The 18,610-nt window shown below is 70.9% G+C and carries 18 protein-coding genes and 3 tRNA genes; 11 read left to right on the top strand and 10 right to left on the bottom strand.

Features of this window, described 5'->3' with window-relative positions:
• Positions 1–439: 439 nt before the first annotated feature.
• Positions 440–1,393, bottom strand: a complete 954-nt coding sequence (locus ACFQ79_RS21100; protein WP_383585695.1) for a hypothetical protein — start codon at positions 1,391–1,393, stop codon at positions 440–442.
• Positions 1,394–1,548: 155 nt separating this feature from the next.
• Here ACFQ79_RS21100 and ACFQ79_RS21095 point away from each other — a divergent pair, with 155 nt between their 5' ends.
• Positions 1,549–2,640 (top strand): Leu/Phe/Val dehydrogenase, encoded by a 1,092-nt coding sequence (locus ACFQ79_RS21095; RefSeq protein WP_383585693.1) that lies wholly within the window; start codon positions 1,549–1,551, stop codon positions 2,638–2,640.
• 322 nt (positions 2,641–2,962) lie between these two features.
• Positions 2,963–3,217: a DUF3073 domain-containing protein gene (locus tag ACFQ79_RS21090; RefSeq protein ID WP_030318267.1), complete on the top strand. Its 255-nt coding sequence runs from the start codon at positions 2,963–2,965 to the stop codon at positions 3,215–3,217.
• 210 nt (positions 3,218–3,427) lie between these two features.
• Here ACFQ79_RS21090 and purM read toward each other — a convergent pair whose 3' ends face one another.
• From purM to ACFQ79_RS21070, 4 genes are all read right to left on the bottom strand, one after another.
• Positions 3,428–4,522 (bottom strand): phosphoribosylformylglycinamidine cyclo-ligase, encoded by a 1,095-nt coding sequence (gene purM, locus ACFQ79_RS21085; RefSeq protein WP_073909212.1) that lies wholly within the window; start codon positions 4,520–4,522, stop codon positions 3,428–3,430.
• 57 nt (positions 4,523–4,579) lie between these two features.
• A complete protein-coding gene (gene purF / locus ACFQ79_RS21080) occupies positions 4,580–6,106 on the bottom strand; it encodes an amidophosphoribosyltransferase (protein ID WP_383585691.1) in 1,527 nt (508 codons plus the stop codon).
• 218 nt (positions 6,107–6,324) lie between these two features.
• Positions 6,325–7,218: an META domain-containing protein gene (locus ACFQ79_RS21075; protein ID WP_383585689.1), complete on the bottom strand. Its 894-nt coding sequence runs from the start codon at positions 7,216–7,218 to the stop codon at positions 6,325–6,327.
• 88 nt (positions 7,219–7,306) lie between these two features.
• Positions 7,307–8,095, bottom strand: coding sequence for a sterol carrier family protein (locus tag ACFQ79_RS21070; RefSeq protein ID WP_383585687.1), 789 nt, complete (start codon positions 8,093–8,095; stop codon positions 7,307–7,309).
• A gap of 78 nt (positions 8,096–8,173) precedes the next feature.
• Here ACFQ79_RS21070 and ACFQ79_RS21065 point away from each other — a divergent pair, with 78 nt between their 5' ends.
• The gene (locus ACFQ79_RS21065; RefSeq protein ID WP_383585685.1) at positions 8,174–8,584 is read left to right on the top strand and encodes a nuclear transport factor 2 family protein; all 411 of its coding nucleotides are present in this window, start codon (positions 8,174–8,176) and stop codon (positions 8,582–8,584) included.
• Here the strand turns inward: ACFQ79_RS21065 and ACFQ79_RS21060 are convergent.
• From ACFQ79_RS21060 to purS, 5 genes are all read right to left on the bottom strand, one after another.
• The gene (locus ACFQ79_RS21060; RefSeq protein ID WP_383585683.1) at positions 8,572–9,402 is read right to left on the bottom strand and encodes a M23 family metallopeptidase; all 831 of its coding nucleotides are present in this window, start codon (positions 9,400–9,402) and stop codon (positions 8,572–8,574) included. The genes ACFQ79_RS21065 and ACFQ79_RS21060 overlap by 13 nt on opposite strands.
• Before the next feature lie 29 nt (positions 9,403–9,431).
• Complete coding sequence (locus ACFQ79_RS21055; protein ID WP_383585681.1) at positions 9,432–10,025, bottom strand: ArsR/SmtB family transcription factor; 594 nt, start codon at positions 10,023–10,025, stop codon at positions 9,432–9,434.
• Between the two features lie 102 nt (positions 10,026–10,127).
• Entirely contained in the window at positions 10,128–12,377 is a 2,250-nt protein-coding gene (purL, locus tag ACFQ79_RS21050; RefSeq protein ID WP_383585679.1) for a phosphoribosylformylglycinamidine synthase subunit PurL, read from the bottom strand.
• Positions 12,377–13,057, bottom strand: a complete 681-nt coding sequence (gene purQ / locus ACFQ79_RS21045; protein WP_383585677.1) for a phosphoribosylformylglycinamidine synthase subunit PurQ — start codon at positions 13,055–13,057, stop codon at positions 12,377–12,379. Before purQ ends, purL begins: the two co-directional genes overlap by 1 nt.
• Positions 13,054–13,299, bottom strand: a complete 246-nt coding sequence (purS, locus tag ACFQ79_RS21040; RefSeq protein WP_017240564.1) for a phosphoribosylformylglycinamidine synthase subunit PurS — start codon at positions 13,297–13,299, stop codon at positions 13,054–13,056. Before purS ends, purQ begins: the two co-directional genes overlap by 4 nt.
• Positions 13,300–13,665: 366 nt before the next feature.
• Between purS and ACFQ79_RS21035 the strand changes: the two genes are divergently transcribed.
• The 8 genes from ACFQ79_RS21035 to ACFQ79_RS21000 all read left to right on the top strand — a co-directional run bounded on the left by ACFQ79_RS21035 (position 13,666) and on the right by ACFQ79_RS21000 (position 18,527).
• Positions 13,666–14,007 (top strand): Lsr2 family protein, encoded by a 342-nt coding sequence (locus ACFQ79_RS21035; protein WP_266967420.1) that lies wholly within the window; start codon positions 13,666–13,668, stop codon positions 14,005–14,007.
• A 123-nt stretch (positions 14,008–14,130) separates the two neighbouring features.
• Positions 14,131–14,202 (top strand) — tRNA-Gly (locus tag ACFQ79_RS21030).
• Between the two features lie 80 nt (positions 14,203–14,282).
• Positions 14,283–14,358, top strand: a tRNA-Gly gene (locus ACFQ79_RS21025).
• A gap of 159 nt (positions 14,359–14,517) precedes the next feature.
• On the top strand, positions 14,518–15,477 hold the full coding sequence (locus ACFQ79_RS21020) for an ABC transporter ATP-binding protein (protein WP_383585674.1): 960 nt from the start codon (positions 14,518–14,520) through the stop codon (positions 15,475–15,477).
• Positions 15,474–16,325, top strand: a complete 852-nt coding sequence (locus ACFQ79_RS21015; protein WP_383585672.1) for an ABC transporter permease — start codon at positions 15,474–15,476, stop codon at positions 16,323–16,325. The genes ACFQ79_RS21020 and ACFQ79_RS21015 overlap by 4 nt, the downstream gene beginning before the upstream one ends.
• A 50-nt stretch (positions 16,326–16,375) precedes the next feature.
• Complete coding sequence (locus tag ACFQ79_RS21010; RefSeq protein ID WP_383585752.1) at positions 16,376–17,764, top strand: sensor histidine kinase; 1,389 nt, start codon at positions 16,376–16,378, stop codon at positions 17,762–17,764.
• Positions 17,761–18,429: a response regulator gene (locus ACFQ79_RS21005; protein WP_383585670.1), complete on the top strand. Its 669-nt coding sequence runs from the start codon at positions 17,761–17,763 to the stop codon at positions 18,427–18,429. Before ACFQ79_RS21010 ends, ACFQ79_RS21005 begins: the two co-directional genes overlap by 4 nt.
• A gap of 22 nt (positions 18,430–18,451) precedes the next feature.
• Positions 18,452–18,527: transfer RNA gene (locus ACFQ79_RS21000), tRNA-Gly, on the top strand.
• The last annotated feature ends 83 nt before the right edge of the window (positions 18,528–18,610 follow it).

Genomic DNA, 18,610 nt, shown 5'->3' with positions numbered 1-18,610 from the left:
CCGTCCAGCCACGTCGGCCAAACCGATGGAATTGCCCTCGCAGGTGTTCATCAGCGGCGGAAGTCGATGGACCATGCCATAACGGACAGTCACGCCACTGTGACGATCAGTCACAGAGCGATCAGGAGTCCTCAGACCCCCCATAGAGTGCAATGCTGAGCGTTCCGCCCATAGATGGACGGAAGGAACCCTCCCCGGACTCCTTGTCCTATTTTGGCACGAGGGTGGGTGATGGGCGCAAGGGTGCGTTACGTGCTGTCCGTCACGCTTGAGCCAAAGGCCCGGATCGGGACCAACGTCCCCGCCCAGCGGGTGCCGAAAGACCCGACACCACCCGGCATTCAAAACCGGGCAGGCGGTATCCGGACAGCCACAAGATCATTTACACCCGTCGGACATGTCTTGTCGATACCGACCTGACGAAGATGCCCGGCTGATGTCAATTCGCGAAGCGAAGATCCCTCACCGTCCGCCAGCGCTCCGCGAGCCGCCCGTACGCGTCGCTCGCCCGCTCGCCGTCGCCGGCCCGCAGCGCCGCGATCCCCTCCGCCAGCTGCGCCGCCGACCGGTCAGCCGCCAGCCACTCCTCCGGGACCGCGTGCACCAGACCGCCGAAGTCCAGCTCCACGAGCGCCCGCGGATGGAACTCCTCCAGCCAGCGCCCCACCTCGATCAGGCCCTCCGTCATCGGACCTTCGTCGATCGACTCCCGCAGGGCCCGCAAGGCCCGCGCGAGACGGCGGCGCGCCTGCGCCATCGTCGTCCGGTAGCGCAGCACCGGAGCCCTCCCCGCGCCGTCCGCGCCCGCACCGGGCGCGGTGGCCGCATCGGCCGCAGTGGTCGCACCGACCGCAGTGGTCGCACCGGCCGCTCCCTCACCGTCGGCCCCCGCGCCGGACGGCCGCTCCCCCGGCTCGTACTCCCGGTCCTCGTCCCCGAAGAGCGCGAACCAGCGCAGCGGCACGTGCCAGACCGCCGTGCGGATCCACGGACGCGCGTCGGGGTTCCTGCTCAGCCAGCGCTCGTAGTCGCTCTCCACCTGGACGCGCACGACCGGCGGCAGCATCGCGTCGAGCACCGGCTCCGGGAACTGGCCGGCCAGCTCCTGGAGCGCCAGCCACCCCCGCAGCCTGGTCCGCCACGGGCAGATCACCACCACCCCGTCCAGCCGGGCGACGAAGGCCTCCCCGCTCTCGTGGACCGGCACCGGGACCGGCGGCGTCGGCAGCAGGTCGGCCAGCGAGCGCCGCAGCTCCTCCTGCGCCCCCGGGGTGCGCGGCAGGCGGGCGTACCGGGCCCAGTGGGTCCGCTCCGGCTCGGGGAACGCGGTCAGCGGCTCGTACACCCGCAGATAGGACGCGTAGGGGATGAGGACCGAGGAAGCGACCGACATGTCGCGAATCCTTCCACGGAGGTACTCCGGGAGGGGGTGATCCTGAGCACTGCTGCCGATCTACGCCCAGGTAGGACTTACTCTCTTGCCGAACTGGTCCTCCCCCACCCACAGGGAGGTCCGTAACCGCCGCTTCGTACTTGGGAGTCACCACCGTGACCGATGTGACCGGCGTTCCTGCTGATGTACTGCACACCCTCTTCCACTCGGAGCAGGGTGGCCACGAGCAAGTCGTGCTGTGCCAGGACCGCGCCACCGGCCTCAAGGCCGTCATCGCCCTCCACTCCACCGCCCTGGGCCCCGCCCTCGGCGGCACCCGCTTCTACCCGTACGCCACCGAGGCCGCGGCGATCGCCGACGCCCTCAACCTGGCCCGCGGCATGTCGTACAAGAACGCCATGGCCGGTCTCGACCACGGTGGCGGCAAGGCCGTCATCATCGGCGACCCGGAGAAGATCAAGACGGAGGACCTCCTCCTCGCCTACGGGCGCTTCGTCGCCTCCCTCGGCGGCCGGTACGTCACGGCCTGCGACGTCGGCACCTACGTCGCCGACATGGACGTCGTGGCCCGCGAGAACAAGTGGACCACCGGCCGCTCCCCCGAGAACGGCGGCGCCGGCGACTCCTCCGTCCTCACCGCCTACGGCGTCTTCCAGGGCATGCGCGCCTCCGCGCAGACCCTCTGGGGCGACCCGACGCTGCGCGGCCGCAAGGTCGGCGTCGCGGGCGTCGGCAAGGTCGGCCACTACCTCGTCGAGCACCTCCTGGAGGACGGCGCCGAGGTCGTGATCACCGATGTGCGCGAGGAGTCGGTGCGCCGGATCACCGACAAGCACCCGCAGGTCACCGTCGTCGCCGACACCGAGGCGCTGATCCGCGTCGAGGGTCTCGACATCTACGCGCCCTGCGCGCTCGGCGGCGCTCTGAACGAGGAGACCGTCCCGTTCATCACCGCGAGCATCGTCTGCGGCGCGGCCAACAACCAACTCGCCCACCCGGGCATCGAGAAGGACCTCGTGGAGCGCGGGATCCTCTACGCGCCCGACTACGTGGTCAACGCCGGTGGTGTGATCCAGGTCGCCGACGAGCTGCACGGCTTCGACTTCGACCGCTGCAAGAAGAAGGCGACGAAGATCTTCGACACCACGCTCGAGATCTTCGCACGTGCGAAGGCCGATGGCATTCCGCCGGCCGCGGCGTCCGACCGGATCGCCGAGCAGCGGATGGCCGACGCGCGACGCGCCTGAGGCCGGCCGGGACCGACCCGTCGGCGGGGTGACCGTGAGGCGTCCGTGGGAGGGCCACGGAGCGACCACGGGGAGACTTCGCTCACGCCCCTCGGCGGGTCGGCCCTCAAGAAGAGGTTAAAATCGCGATTGACCAGCGAGGAAAGGGCACCTCGATGGTTCTGTACCGGGGTATGTGATGCGCGCGGCGTACCGTAGACCCGCGGAAACAGGTACCGTTGAAGCCCTACGGACCGGTCTCTCTGTCGAGAGTCCGTTCCGAATCATGAACGCGTGTCAAGACTCTGGGGCCACCGAGCCCCGTCACCGAGGGGGTCGAGCCATGGGGCGCGGCCGGGCAAAGGCCAAGCAGACCAAGGTCGCCCGCCAGCTGAAGTACAGCAGCGGCGGGACAGACCTGACGCGTCTGGCCAATGAGCTGGGCGCTTCGACTTCGAACCAGCCGCCGAATGGCGAGCCGTTCGAGGACGACGACGAGGAAGACGACCCGTACGCCCAGTACGCGGATCTCTATAACGAGGACGACGAGGACGAGGACGACGAGTCCGGTCCGAGCGCGTCCCCGCGTCGCGCTTGACCTTCTGAATCGCAGCACCGAAACCCGGTCCGGGATCACCCGGCCGGGTTTCTGTGCTGTCCGCGTCCGGGGCGCCGCAGGGCCCGTACGACGCGCACGGGGCACCCCTCACGACGCACGGGGCACTCCTCACGACGGCGAACCGGGCACTCCTCCCGACGCGAACGGGGCGCCCCTCAGGAGCGCCCCGTCACCTCGTACCGCCGAGGGTTACTTCGCGTAGTCCCCGACCAGCTCCGCACCCGTGGTGTGCGCGCCGCGCTCGGTGATCTCGCCCGCGACCCAGGACTCGACGCCCCGGTCCGCCAGCGTCGTCAGGGCCGCGTCCACGAACTCGGCCGGCACGACCGCCATCATGCCGACACCCATGTTCAGCGTCTTCTCCAGCTCCAGGCGCTCCACCTGACCGGCCTTGCCGACCAGGTCGAAGATCGCACCCGGCGCCCAGGTCGAACGGTCGACCGTGGCGTGCAGGCCGTCCGGGATCACGCGGGCCAGGTTGGCCGCGAGACCGCCGCCCGTGATGTGGCTGAACGCGTGGACGTCCGTGGTCCGGGTGAGGGCCAGGCAGTCGAGCGAGTAGATCTTCGTGGGCTCCAGGAGCTCCTCGCCGAGCGTCCGGCCCAGCTCGTCGACCCGCTGGTCGAGGGTCATGCCGGCGCGGTCGAAGACCACGTGGCGGACGAGCGAGTACCCGTTGGAGTGAAGACCCGAGGACGCCATGGCGATGACCGCGTCCCCCGTACGGATGCGATCGGCGCCGAGCAGCCGGTCGTGCTCCACGACACCCGTGCCCGCGCCGGCGACGTCGAAGTCGTCCGGGCCGAGGAGGCCCGGGTGCTCCGCCGTCTCGCCGCCGACGAGCGCGCAGCCGGCCAGGACACAGCCCTCGGCGATGCCCTTGACGATGGCGGCGACCCGCTCCGGGTGGACCTTGCCGACACAGATGTAGTCCGTCATGAAGAGCGGCTCGGCGCCACAGACGACGATGTCGTCCATGACCATCGCGACCAGGTCGTGGCCGATCGTGTCGTACACGCCCATCTGGCGGGCGATGTCGACCTTCGTCCCGACCCCGTCGGTGGCGGAGGCGAGCAGCGGACGCTCGTAGCGCTTGAGGGCGGAGGCGTCGAAGAGGCCGGCGAAGCCGCCGAGGCCGCCGAGGACCTCGGGGCGCTGCGTCTTCTTCACCCACTCCTTCATGAGCTCGACGGCGCGGTCACCCGCTTCGATGTCGACGCCCGCGGACGCGTAGCTGGCACCAGTGCCCGCGTGCGGAGCACGCTCGGAGGACTCAGTAGACATGCTGAAGAACTTTCGTGTCGTACTGCGGTTGCAGCGGGGTCTTACGGGCGACGGACCTCACGGGCGGCGGAGCGCGTCGGAGGCCGCCGTGGCAGCGGGACCCGCGGCCAGTTCGGTCTCCAGGAGCTGCTTGCCGAGCAGCTCGGGGTCCGGCAGCTCCATCGGGTACTCGCCGTCGAAGCAGGCACGGCAGAGGTTCGGCTTCTGGATCGTGGTCGCCTCGATCATCCCGTCGATCGAGATGTACGAGAGCGAGTCCGCGCCCAGCGACTTGCCGATCTCCTCGATCGACATGCCGTTGGCGATCAGCTCCGCGCGGGTGGCGAAGTCGATGCCGAAGAAGCAGGGCCACTTCACCGGCGGCGAGGAGATCCGGATGTGGATCTCGGCCGCGCCGGCCTCGCGGAGCATCTTGACGAGGGCGCGCTGGGTGTTGCCGCGGACGATCGAGTCGTCGACGACCACCAGGCGCTTGCCCTTGATGACGTCCTTGAGCGGGTTCAGCTTCAGCCGGATGCCGAGCTGCCGGATGGTCTGGGAGGGCTGGATGAAGGTGCGCCCGACGTAGGCGTTCTTCACCAGACCCGCGCCGAACGGAATGCCCGAGGCCTCGGCGTAGCCGATCGCGGCCGGGGTGCCGGACTCCGGAGTCGCTATCACCAGGTCGGCCTCGACGGGCGCCTCCTTCGCCAGGCGGCGGCCCATCTCCACACGGGAGAGGTACACGTTCCGGCCGGCGATGTCGGTGTCCGGGCGAGCCAGGTACACGTACTCGAAGACACAGCCCTTGGGCTTCGCTTCCGCGAATCGCGAGGTACGGATGCCGTTCTCGTCGATCGCGATCATCTCGCCCGGCTCGACCTCGCGGACGTAGCTGGCGCCGCAGATGTCGAGGGCGGCGGACTCGGAGGCGACGACCCAGCCGCGCTCCAGGCGGCCGAGGACCAGCGGGCGGATGCCCTGCGGGTCACGGGCCGCGTAGAGCGTGTGCTCGTCCATGAAGACGAGGGAGAAGGCGCCCCGGACATCGGGAAGGACCTTGGCGGCCGCCTCCTCGATGGTGAGCGGCTTGCCCTCGTCGTCGACCTGGGCGGCGAGGAGCGCCGTCAGCAGGTCGGTGTCGTTGGTGGCCGCGACACGGGTGTTGCGGCCTTCCTTCTTGGGCAGGTCGGCGACCATCTCGGCGAGCTGCGCCGTGTTCACCAGGTTGCCGTTGTGGCCGAGCGCGATCGAGCCGTGGGCGGTTGCCCTGAACGTCGGCTGCGCGTTCTCCCACACGGAGGCCCCGGTGGTCGAGTAGCGGGCGTGACCGACCGCGATATGACCTTGGAGGGAACCGAGAGAGGTCTCGTCGAAGACCTGGGACACGAGGCCCATGTCCTTGAAGACGAGGATCTGGGAGCCGTTGCTGACCGCGATTCCCGCGGATTCCTGGCCCCGATGCTGGAGGGCGTAGAGCCCGAAGTACGTGAGCTTTGCGACCTCTTCACCCGGAGCCCAGACACCGAAGACGCCACAAGCGTCCTGGGGGCCTTTCTCGCCGGGGAGCAGGTCGTGATTGAGTCGACCGTCACCACGTGGCACGTTTCCGAGTGTAGACGGGCTCGACCACTGGTCCGAATTGAGGAAATGCGGGGCCTACCCCACTCGTGCGATCGCACGAAATGATCATCTCCGGCTTGGAGGGGGCTACGAGGCAGGCGCGGTAAGGGATTCCTGCCCCGGGTGCCCTCCGAGCGGACGCTCGTACCAGGCCCGGAGGCCGGCGACGATGTGACGGAGGGCACCCCGGAGAGCCTCGTTCACCCGGACGTCGGCTTGTCCTGGCCGTCCGTTCCGCCCGTCCCTTCGGAGGTTTCGCCAGAGGGGGCGGCCGTCGCCGTCAGGCCCTCGCCCCGGGAGTCGGTGAGGGTCAGCGTCCGGTGGTCCAGGCGATAGGTCAGCGGGCCGTCGAGGATCTCGTACAGCTGCGTCTCCAGCTGCATCTGCGTGCCGGTGCACATCATCCGGGTCGTCGCCGCGGGTCCCTCGACCGTGAGCTCCTTCCCCTCGACGCGGGCGGTGGCGGCGAAGTTGTTGCAGCCGAGGTTGCCGGAGATCCGGCCGTCGGCGCCGATGACGAGCCGGGCCTTGCCCCCGGTCCCCGGGGCCAGCGAGGACGCGGTGCCCCCCGAGACCAGCCCGTCGATCTTCCAGGTGGTGCCGCGGAGCGGGAGACCCGCCTCGGCGGCCAGCTCCAGGCCGTTGCGGCCGTCGGCCGAGGCCAGAGTGAGGGTCTCGCCCTTCTGCCTGCCCTTGAGCGGGCCGCTGAAGGCCTTGACCAGGTCCTTCTCGAAGCGCTGCCGGTCCTCGGGACAGCCGATCTCGGTGATCTCCTGCGGGGAGACGGTCAGGGTGTCCCCCTTCACGGCGACGGTCGCCCCGAAGGTGTTGCAGCCGCTGTTCCCGCGGGCGCGGCCGTCCGCGCCGAACTCGACGCGGGCGCCGTCCGGGGCGGCGGACCTGCGGCCGTCGACCGTGACGGCGCCGATCGTCCAGTGGGTACCGGCGACGACCAGGTCGGGGGCGAGGGAGTCGGATCCGGAGCCGGGACCGGATCCCGAGCTTCCCCCCTCCGTGCCGCAGGCGGCGAGGAAGAGGGCCAGGGCGGTGGCGGATGCGGCGGATGCGAGGGTGCGCGTCGTCTGCGTCTGCATGGGGGTGGGACGGGCCGGGGCGAAAGTCGGTTCCGTTTCTCTTCCGGGAGCGGTGCCGCCCGGGCCCCGGACCTTCCGTACGGGAACCTCAGCCCATCAGCGGCAGGAGGTCCTTCAGGTCGGCCCGCTCGCCGCTCGCGCCGACCCGGGCCCCGTCCAGCTCCGTCGCCCACTCCGCCCGCCCGGTCGCGAGCCGGATCCAGGTCAGCGGGTCCGTCTCGACCACGTTCGGCGGGGTGCCCCGGGTGTGCCGGGGGCCCTCCACGCACTGCACCACGGCGTACGGCGGGATCCGCACCTCCACCGCCCCGCCCGGGGCCTTCGCCGCGAGGGCGTCGGCGAGCAGCCGGGTACAGGCGGCGAGGGCCTGCCGGTCGTAGGGGACGCCGGCGCCGGTCGCCGCGTTGAGGTCGTCGGTGTGGACGACGAGCTCGACGGTCCGGGTGACGAGGAAGTCGGCGACGGTCATCGCGCCGAAGCGGGTCGGCACCAGCCGCTCGTCGGAGACGTCCGCGAGCGCCGCCTCGTACCGCGCCGCCGTCTCCGCGAACAGCGCCGGCAGATCGGCCGTGTCCACCGCCCGGGTGTCCTCGTCGATGCTCGCGGCCTCCGTCGCCGTGGCCGCGGGCCAGTCGAGCAGGGCGAGCTCCCGGTGGGCCGGCTCGGGCTCCCCGAGCCTCCGGGCCGTCGAGGCGAGCGCCATCGCCAGGTGCGCCGCCAGGTCCCGCACCGTCCACTCCCCCAGCCGGGTCGGCCCGTCGAGCTGCTCGGGTGTGAGCGCCTCGACCGCCTCCCGTACGTGGGCGAACTGGGCGAGCACGGCCGCCCTGGTCTTGGCGGAGTCGTAGCGACGGGTGCGCTTCTTGGCCGGTGGCATGGGGGCGAGGGTAGTCGGAGACTGGAAGGGGAGGGCTTCCGGCAGCGCAACCGTTCGACCGAGAGGGGTCGATGAGCGATGGCTGAGCACCCCCACGCCGCCCTGGTCCGCCGGGGCTTCGACGCGTGGACCAGAGGGGACATGGAGGCCGTCGGCGAGCTGATGACGGCGGACTGCACGCACCACTCGCCCGGCGAGAGCCAGATATCCGGGCACATCAAGGGCCGGGACAACGTCCTCGACATGTACCGGAAGATGTTCGAACTCACCCGCGGCGAGATGCGGGTCGAGCTGCAGAGCGTCTCCGTGGACGGCCGCGGCCATGCCGTGGCGGCGAACAGGTTCTACGCCACGCGCGAGGACAAGGGCATGGGCATCGAGATGAACGGCGCTCTCGTCTTCACCGTCATCGGCGACAAGATCTCCGACATCGACGAGTGCGTCGAGGACATCGACGTCTCCGACGCCTTCTGGGGTCAGGCCGAGTAGACCGGACCGCGCGGCACCTCGAACGTCTCGCCGTTCTTCGGCACGCCCACTCCGCGCCAGGTGAACGGCACTCCGCTCGCCGTGTCCAGGTCCGGGCCGTCCATCAGCTGGAAGTGCACGTGGGGCTCGGTGGAGTTGCCCGAGTTCCCGCACCGGGCGAGTTCCCGGCCGGCCGTGACCCGGTCGCCCGGGCGGACGGTGAGGGAGCCGCGCCGCAGATGCGCGTACATCGCGTACGTGCCGTCGCCGAGGTCGAGGACGAGGTGGTTCCCGGTGATCCGGTGGGATCCCCCGATGCTCCGCGCGCCGGCCTCGATCAGCAGCAGGTAGACGACACCGAGCAGCGAGTTGCGGCTGAGGTGGTCGCGCTGCCCGTCCTCGGCGTGCACGACGGTCGCGTCGGCGACCGCGAGCAGCGGCGCGTCGAAGGCCGGGAAGGCCTCGCTCCGCCGGACCACCGGCCACAGCCATGCGAAGCCCGGGCGGGGCTTCGCCTCGTCCTCCCGGGTGATGTCGATCGCGTACGTCTGCCCCAGCTGGTGGGTGCCGTGGCTGGGCGTCCGGTCCGCCGGGCTGTTCAGTGCCGACCAGCGGCCGGTGACCGGCGGGTCCACCTCGACCGTGGCGCGGGGCGTGGCCATGACCCGGCCGCGGGCGGTCCTGGAGAGACCGGCGCCGAGGATCATCGCGACGATCACGGGCAGCCAGCCCACCCAGTACGGGTACGGCAGTTCGACGACGAACGAGGCGATCACCTGGACGACGAACGCCAGCCAGAGCACGCGGTGGAGGACCATCAGCAGTTTGCGCGAGGACATCCGGATTCCCCCTGAGATCGTGGTGTCGGTTACGGGCGGGCCGCGGTGAGGACCACGAGGAGCGGGACGACCCGGGCTCCCGGGACCTCGTAGCGACCGCGTCCGACGGTCTTGAGCCAGCCCGCGCCGGTCAGCTGGCGCAGGTGGTGGTAGATCTGGCCGGTCGTGCCGATCTCCGCCGGCTCCGCCAGTTCGGCGGCGGTGCGCCGGCCGCCGAGGATCTCCCGCAGCAGCCGGAGCCGTACGGGATGGCCGAGCGCGGCGAAGGACTCGGCGGCGTCCGCCCACTCCTCCTCGAACAGCTGCCCGGTGAAGGCGCCGAACTGCCACTCGTACCGCTCATCGGTCGGCAGCCTGACCGCTCCCGTGAACACGACCGCGCCGTCCTCGCCCCGGTCCCCCGGGTCCGCGGCGAGCTGCGCCTTGAGGCTTTCGAGGGCCCAGAGCGGGCTGTCGGTGACCTCCGGCTCGGGACGCCCGGCGGCTCGGGCCCCGATGTCGGCCGCACGTCCCGCCGCGGCTTCGGCCGCGCTTGCGGCCGCTGTCTCGGCCGCGGTCACGGCCGCGGCCTCCAGGGCCGCCAGACGCCGTTCCAGCGCGGCGACCCGCTCTTCCAGCTCCATGACGTCGAGATTACGTAATTACGTAATCCCTCGCAAGCGGGAAACGCGAAAGCCCCCGCCCGGACCCTTCGGTCCGGACGGGGGCCTCCCCGGTGCTCCGTATCAGGCCAGCAGGCCCGGGATCGTCGCCTCGTGCGCCGTGCGCAGCTCCGTCAGGGAGAGCGCGAACTCACCCTGGACGTCGACCGCGTCCCCGTCGACGACACCGATCCGCGCCGCCGGCAGACCCCGCGCACCGCACATGTCGGTGAAACGGAGTTCCTCGCTGCGCGGGACGGCCACGACCGCCCGGCCCGCCGACTCGCTGAAGAGGAACGTGAACGCGTCCAGACCCTCCGGGACGACCAGGCGCGCGCCGTGTCCGCCGCGCAGGCAGGACTCGACGACCGCCTGGACGAGACCGCCGTCGGACAGGTCGTGCGCGGCGTCGATCATGCCGTCGCGCGAGGCCGAGATCAGGATCTCGCCGAGCAGCTTCTCCCGGTCGAGGTCCACGGCCGGCGGCAGACCGCCGAGGTGCCGGTGGACGACCTCGGACCAGGCCGAGCCGCCGAACTCCTCGCGCGTGTCGCCGAGCAGGTAGAGGAGCTGGCCCTCTTCCGCGAAGGCGATCGGCGTACGGCGGTTGACGTCGTCGATCACACCGAGGACGGCCACGACCGGCGTCGGGTGGATCGCGACCTCGCCGGTCTGGTTGTACAGCGAGACGTTGCCGCCGGTCACCGGGGTGCCGAGCTGCAGACAGCCGTCCGCGAGACCACGGGTGGCCTCGGCGAACTGCCACATCACGGCCGGGTCCTCGGGCGAACCGAAGTTCAGGCAGTCCGAGATGGCCAGCGGCTTCGCGCCGGAGGCGGCGACGTTGCGGTACGCCTCCGCGAGCGCGAGCTGCGCACCCGTGTACGGGTCGAGCTTGGCGTACCGGCCGTTGCCGTCGGTCGCCATGGCCACGCCGAGGTTGGTCTCCTCGTCGATGCGGACCATGCCCGCGTCCTCGGGCTGCGCCAGGACCGTGTTGCCCTGCACGAACCGGTCGTACTGGTCCGTGATCCAGGACTTCGACGCCTGGTTCGGGGAGGAGACCAGCTTCAGGACCTGGTCCTTCAGCTCCTCGCCCGTCTGCGGCCGGGGCAGCTTGCCGGCGTCGTCGGCCTGGAGCGCGTCCTGCCACTCCGGGCGGGCGTACGGCCGGTGGTAGGTCGGACCCTCGTGGGCGACGGAGCGCGGCGGCACGTCGACGATCTGCTCGCCGTGCCAGAAGATCTCCAGACGCTCGCCCTCGGTCACCTCACCGATGACGACCGCGATGACGTCCCACTTCTCGCAGATCTCCAGGAAGCGGTCGACGTGCTCGGGCTCGACGATCGCGCACATGCGCTCCTGCGACTCGCTCATGAGGATCTCCTCGGGCGAGAGGGTCGCGTCGCGCAGGTGGACCCGGTCGAGCTCGACGCGCATGCCGCCGGAACCCGCGGAGGCCAGCTCGGACGTGGCGCAGGAGAGCCCGGCGCCGCCGAGGTCCTGGATGCCCGCGACCAGCTTCTCCTTGAAGATCTCCAGGGTGCACTCGATGAGGAGCTTCTCCTGGAAGGGGTCGCCGACCTGGACGGCGGGGCGCTTGGTCGGCTTCGTGTCGTCGAAGGTCTCGGACGCGAGGACCGAGACGCCGCCGATGCCGTCGCCGCCCGTGCGGGCGCCGTAAAGGATCACCTTGTTGCCGGGGCCCGAGGCCTTGGCGAGGTGGATGTCCTCGTGCTTCATCACGCCGATGCAGCCGGCGTTGACCAGCGGGTTGCCCTGGTAGCACTCGTCGAAGACGACCTCGCCGCCGATGTTCGGCAGGCCGAGGCAGTTGCCGTAGCCGCCGATGCCGGCGACGACACCGGGCAGCACGCGCTTGGTGTCGGGGTGGTCGGCCGCGCCGAAGCGCAGCGGGTCGACGACCGCGACCGGGCGGGCGCCCATGGCGAGGATGTCGCGGACGATGCCGCCGATGCCGGTGGCCGCGCCCTGGTAGGGCTCGATGTACGAGGGGTGGTTGTGCGACTCGACCTTGAAGGTGACCGCGTACCCCTGGCCGACGTCGACGACGCCGGCGTTCTCACCGATGCCGACGAGCATGGCGTCGTTGGCGGGGACCTTCTCGCCGAACTGCTTCAGGTGGACCTTGCTGCTCTTGTAGGAGCAGTGCTCGGACCACATGACGGAGTACATGGCGAGCTCGGCGCCGGTGGGACGGCGGCCGAGGATCTCGCGGATGCGCGCGTACTCGTCCTCCTTGAGGCCGAGCTCCTTCCAGGGCTGCTCGCTGTCCGGCGTCTCGCTCGCGTGCTTGACGGTGTCGAGGCTCATCAGGCGTTGACCAGCTTCTTGAGGATCGAGGTGAAGAACCCGAGGCCGTCCGTCTTGCCGGTACCGATGAGCGGCTCGACGGCGTGCTCGGGGTGCGGCATGAGGCCGACCACGTTGCCCGCGGCGTTGGTGATGCCCGCGATGTCGCGCAGCGAGCCGTTGGGGTTCATGTCCAGGTAGCGGAAGGCGACCCGCCCCTCGGCCTCCAGCTCGTCGAGCACACGCTCGTCGGCGACGTACCGGCCGTCCATGTTCTTGAGCGGGACCTCGATCTCCTGGCCCTCGGTGTAGTCCGAGGTCCAGGCGGTCTCCGCGTTCTCCACCCGCAGCTTCTGGTCGCGGCAGATGAAGTGGAGGTGGTTGTTGCGCAGCATCGCGCCCGGCAGCAGATGGGCCTCGGTGAGGATCTGGAAGCCGTTGCAGATACCGAGGACGGGCATGCCCGCCTTCGCCTGCTCGATGATCGTCTCCATCACCGGCGAGAAGCGGGAGATGGCTCCGGCCCGCAGGTAGTCGCCGTAGGAGAAACCGCCGGCCAGGACCACGGCGTCGACCTGCTTGAGGTCCTTGTCGCGGTGCCAGAGGGATACGGGTTCGGCACCCGCGAGGCGGGCGGCACGCAGCGCGTCCTGGTCGTCGAGCGTTCCGGGGAACGTGACGACGCCGATGCGTGCGGTCACGACTCCACCTTCACGATGAAGTCTTCGATCACGGTGTTGGCAAGGAAGGTCTCGGCCATCTCATGGATGCGGGCGAGGGCGGCGTCGTCGACCGGTCCCTCCACCTCCAGCTCGAAACGCTTCCCCTGACGGACGTCGGCGATTCCGGCGAATCCCAGGCGGGGCAGTGCACGCTGCACCGCCTGCCCCTGAGGGTCGAGGATCTCCGGCTTGAGCATGACGTCGACTACGACGCGTGCCACTGGCACTCCCGGTGGTGTGTTGCGTGGGCGGTTCCCTCAGCGTACCTGTCTCCAAATTCTACGCGGGTAGAGATCTGAAGGATCCTACAAAAGCCAGGCCACGGCGCCGCCCCACCAGGGATCACAGCCCACACCCCCGCCCGGGCACCCCCACGCAAAATTCGAGTGAAATATTGCGGACCTCAATGCACCGGGACACGCTGAAACAATTGCCAGGGCTTCACAATGCGACGCCCACCGCTGTACAAAGGAATCGAGAAGAAATCAGCATTGTCGCGGCACAGCCGTACGGTCGGCATCGCCGCACGTCAGAGGCGCCACAAGCGCCCCCTCTGCGGCGCCGGCCGCAGGAAAGGACCGATATCCGTGGCTCAGCGTGTGGTGGTCACAATCTCCGACGACATGGACGGCGGAGAAGCGGCTGAAACGGTCGCGTTCGGCCTCGACGGGAAGATGTACGAGATCGACCTGAATGCTGCCAATGCAAAGAAACTCCGCAAGGCGCTCGCCCCGTACCTCGCCGCCGGACGCAAGCTGCCGGCGAAGGCCGTGACCGGCCGGAGCGTCTCCCTGGAGTCGTACACCCACACCTCCCTCGCCCCCGACCCGGCGGCGGTCCGCGCCTGGGCGCAGTCCAACAAGATGGAGGTGCCCGCCCGCGGCCGGATCCCGAAGCGGGTCTACGAGGCCTTCCGCGCCGCGAGTTGAGCGGGCCGGCCCCCCGGCCGCCGACGCGGCGGGGCGAGCCGATTTGCATTGCACCCCCCATGATCCGCTAAAGTCTGGAACACGCCGAGGGGCGAGGCCGCAAAGCCCCACCTCACGCAGCGTGCGGGTGTAGTTCAGTAGCAGAACATCCCCCTTCCAGGGGGAAGGCGCAGTGTGCAATTCCTGTCACCCGCTCTGCATCGCAAGACCGAGCACTCCGGTGCATCAGGTAGAGTGGTGCTCGCACCGCCCGGTGAAAGCCGAGCGGCAGCAATGCGGACGTGGCTCAGTTGGTAGAGCATCACCTTGCCAAGGTGAGGGTCGCGAGTTCGAATCTCGTCGTCCGCTCCAGATCGAAGGCCCCGGTTCTCTGGAACCGGGGCCTTCGGCGTGTTCCCCCCCATGCGTTCCGAGTGCCCCCCGACTCCCGCCGCCGCCATGACATTTGTCAGAAGCGGGTGGTGACAGCGCGCACTGCCGGACGGCCCGCGCCGCCGGAAGCCTGGACACATGACCCACGCGACCCACGCGACGCCCGCGATCGAGGCGGAAGGCCTCCGCCGCGGCTACTCCGGCGACTTCGAGGCCGTCCGCGGCATCTCCTTCACCGTCCCGCGCGGCGAGATCTTCGCCCTCCTCGGCACCAACGGCGCCGGGAAGACCTCCACCGTCGAACTCCTCGAAGGCCTCGCCGTCCCGAGCGCCGGCACCGCCCGTGTCCTCGGCCACGACCCGTACCGCGAACGGGCCGCCGTCCGCCCCCGGATCGGCGTGATGCTCCAGGAGGGCGGCTTCCCCTCCGAACTGACCGTGGCCGAAACCGTGAGGATGTGGGCGGACTGCACCACCCACGCCCGCCCCGCCGCCGAAGCACTCGGCGCCACCGGCCTCACCGGACGCGAGGACGTACGGGTCAAGCAGCTGTCCGGCGGCGAACGACGCCGGCTCGACCTCGCCCTCGCCCTCCTCGGCGGCCCCGAGGTCCTCTTCCTCGACGAACCCACCACCGGCCTCGACGCCGAAGGCCGCCGCGACACCTGGGAACTCGTCCGCGCCCTCCGCGACGGCGGCACCACCGTGCTGCTCACCACCCACTACCTCGAAGAGGCGGAGGCCCTGGCCGACCGGCTCGCGATCATGCACCGCGGGCAGATCGTGCTCTCCGGCACCCCGGCCGAGGTCACCGCCGCCCGGCCCGCCCGCATCCGCTTCACCCTCCCCGCCGGCGTCCCCGCCGCCCGGCTCCCGCTCGCGCTGCGGGCCGCCGAGGACGAGGGGCGGGTGGAGATCCGTACCGAATCCCTCCAGGACGACCTCGCCGCGCTGCTCGGCTGGGCCCGGGACGAGGGCGTACGACTCGACGGGCTCGACGCCCGCTCCGCCTCGCTCGAAGAGGCCTTCCTCGACATCGCCGCCGCGGCGGACACCGTGACAGAAGCCCGGACCCCGGAACCGGAGGCCGTTCGATGAGTTCCCCCGCCCAGCTCCCCTCGCGCACGCCGCTGTCCGCCCGTACGCCGAACCCCTCGGACACGCGGCTCCCCTCCCGCACGCGACTCCCCTCCCGCAGACGCCTCGTCGCGCTCGGGCGGGCCGAACTCACCCTCCTCGTCCGCAACCGCACCGCGCTCTTCGGCGCCCTGCTCGTCCCCCTCCTCACGGTGGGAGCGGTCCGCAGCTCCCTCCAGGAGGTCGACCTCGGCGAGGCCGGCACGACCATCGCCGAGGTCGCCGTGACCGGCGCCATCGGCATGGCCCTCCTCATCGGCGTCTACAGCAACCTCGTCGCCGCGTTCGTCGCCCGCCGAGAAGCCCTCGTCCTCAAGCGGCTGCGCACCGGAGAACCGACCGACCCCGAGATCCTGACCGGGATCGCACTCCCGGCCGCCACGCTCGCCCTCGTGCAGAGCGCCGTCCTGACCATCGGCGGCATCGCCGTCCTCGACCTGCCCGCACCCGCACGGCCCGACCTGCTCCTCGCCGGCGTCGTCCTCGGCACCGTCCTGCTCACCACCATCGCCGCGGCCACCTCCGCCGTCACCCGCACGCCCGAGAGCGCCCAGCTCACCGCGCTGCCGCTGGTCCTGATCTCCTCCCTCGGCTCCGGGCTCTTCGTCCCCCTCACGGTGCTTCCCGACGGGCTCGCGTCCGTCGGCGAACTGCTGCCGGTGACCGGGGTCATGACGCTCGTACGCGCCGGCTGGTCGGGCGGAGTGGCAGGGGAAGACCTGCTGGGCGCGGCGGCGGTCACGGTGGCCTGGATCGCGGTCTCGGTGTTTGCTGTCCAGCGGTGGTTCCGCTGGGAACCCCGGCGCTGAGGAACCCGGCGCGCCACCGAGAGGACGGACCCGCGCCCGTGAAGAGGCCCGTGAAGAGCTGGAACGGCCGGAGCGGCCTGGCCAAGGTCGACCTCTACACCCGCGTCACCGCGTACATGCTGCTGTGGGCCGCCGTCCTCGTGCTCGGCCTCCTGCTCCTGATCCGGCCCATCCGGCACGAGGCCCCGCTCCTCCTCGTCGTCGTCGCCCCGCTGCTCAACCTCGCCAACGGCGTGCTCTCCCACCGCTTCCTGCACCGCGCCATGGACGCCTACCTCAAGCCGGGCACCGTGCTCCCGCCGCGCGAGGTGCTTCCCGCCGCGGCGGCCACGGCCGCGATCGCCGGAGCCGTCCTCCTCGAAGCGGCCACCGCCGACCTGACCGGCGCGCTCCCCGGGATGCTCGGGGCGGCGCTCGTGCCCTTCCTCGCCGGGCACTGCCTGATCCACCCCCGCCGGATCGTCGCCCTGCACCACGCCCTGCTCGCCGGGGCGCTCCTGATCCTCGTAGCGCTCACCGAACGGGACGCGGTGCAGAGCCTCACGACCGTGATCAGCGTCGTCTTCATCATCGGCTGGCTCGCCGTCACCCTCCGCCTCTCGCTCTGGGTGCTCGGCGTCGTCTTCGAACTGCGTGAGGCACGCGACGTACAGGCCAGGCTCGCGGTCGCCGAGGAACGACTGCGCTTCGGGCGCGACCTGCACGACATCCTCGGCCGGAACCTCTCCGTGATCGCCCTCAAGAGCGAACTCGCCGTCCAGCTCGCGCGGCGCGAACGCCCCGAGGCCGTCGACCAGATGATCGAGGTGCAACGCATCGCGCAGGAGTCCCAGCGGGAGGTACGGGACGTCGTGCGCGGCTACCGCGAGGCGGACCTGCGGGTGGAGCTGGAGGGCGCGCGGGGCGTGCTCGACGCGGCCGGGATCGACTGCGCCGTCGACACCCCGGGACCGGCGCTCGACCTGCCCGACGAGGTCCAGGCGGCGCTCGGGTGGGTGGTCCGGGAGACCACGACGAACGTACTGCGACACGGGGACGCGCGGCGCTGCGCCATCGCCGTGCTGGAGGAGGAGGACACGGTGCTGCTGACGGTGGAGAACGACGGCGTACGGGCGGGAACGGGGGGCGGCGGTGGGAGCGGTGGGGGCGGTGAGGGCGGTGAGGGTGACGGCGGCTTGGGCGGTTCGGGCGGTTCCGGCGCGGGTGAGGCGGGTCTCGGCGGCTCGGGCGGTTCCGGCGCGGGTGACGGTGGTTCCGGCGGCTCCGGCGCGGGTGAGGGTGGTTCGGTTCGCTCGGCCTCCGGCGCCGGGAGCGGGCTCGTCGGGCTGCGGGAGCGGCTCGCCGCCGTCGGCGGGACGCTCGACGCGGGGCCGGGCGACGGCGGTACGTTCCTCGTGACGGCCCGGATTCCGGTGGCCCGGACGGGGGTCCGGCGATGACCTCACCTGGAGCCCTGCCCTCGCCTGCGTCTGCGCCGGCATCCGCACCCGCACCGGTACCCGTGCGCGTGCTGCTCGCCGACGACGAGCATCTGATCCGTGGTGCGGTGGCCGCGCTGCTCGGCCTCGAGGACGATCTCGTCGTCGTCGCCGAGGCCGCGACCGGGCCCGAGGCGCTCGCCATGGCCCGCGCCCATCGCCCCGACGTCGCCGTGCTCGATCTGCAGATGCCGGGTGCGGACGGTGTGAGGGTCGCCACAGTCCTGCGGGACGAACTGCCCCACTGCCGCACCATGATCGTGACCGGTCACGGCCGTCCCGGGCACCTCAAGCGAGCCCTCTCGGCCGGTGTCCGCGGCTTCGTCCCGAAGACCGTCAGCGCCCAGCGGCTCGCCGAGATCATCCGTACCGTGCACGCCGGAAACCGTTACGTGGACCCGGAGTTGGCGGCCGACGCCATCGCCGCGGGGGACTCCCCGCTGACCGCGCGGGAGGCCGAGGTGCTCGAATTCTCCGCCGACGGCGCACCCGTCGCGGAGATCGCCCGGCGCGCCTCGCTCTCCCCCGGGACCGTCCGCAACTACCTCTCGTCCGCCGCCGCCAAACTCGGTGCCGAGAACCGTCATACGGCGGTGCGTCTCGCACAGGCGAAAGGATGGGTATAGTTGGCTTCGCGCTACGGCGCATGCGGACGTGGCTCAGTTGGTAGAGCATCACCTTGCCAAGGTGAGGGTCGCGAGTTCGAATCTCGTCGTCCGCTCCATGAAGAAGCCCCCGGTCGAATCGACCGGGGGCTTTCTCGTGTCCCGACGTGGGCCCCCCCCCCCCATGACGGGGGCGCCGGCC

The organism is Streptomyces sp. NPDC056480 (genome assembly GCF_042795405.1).
Classification (GTDB): Bacteria; Actinomycetota; Actinomycetes; order Streptomycetales; family Streptomycetaceae; genus Streptomyces.
The sequence above is the reverse complement of the archived record's forward strand: the minus strand, read 5'-3'. Positions and strand labels throughout refer to the sequence as shown.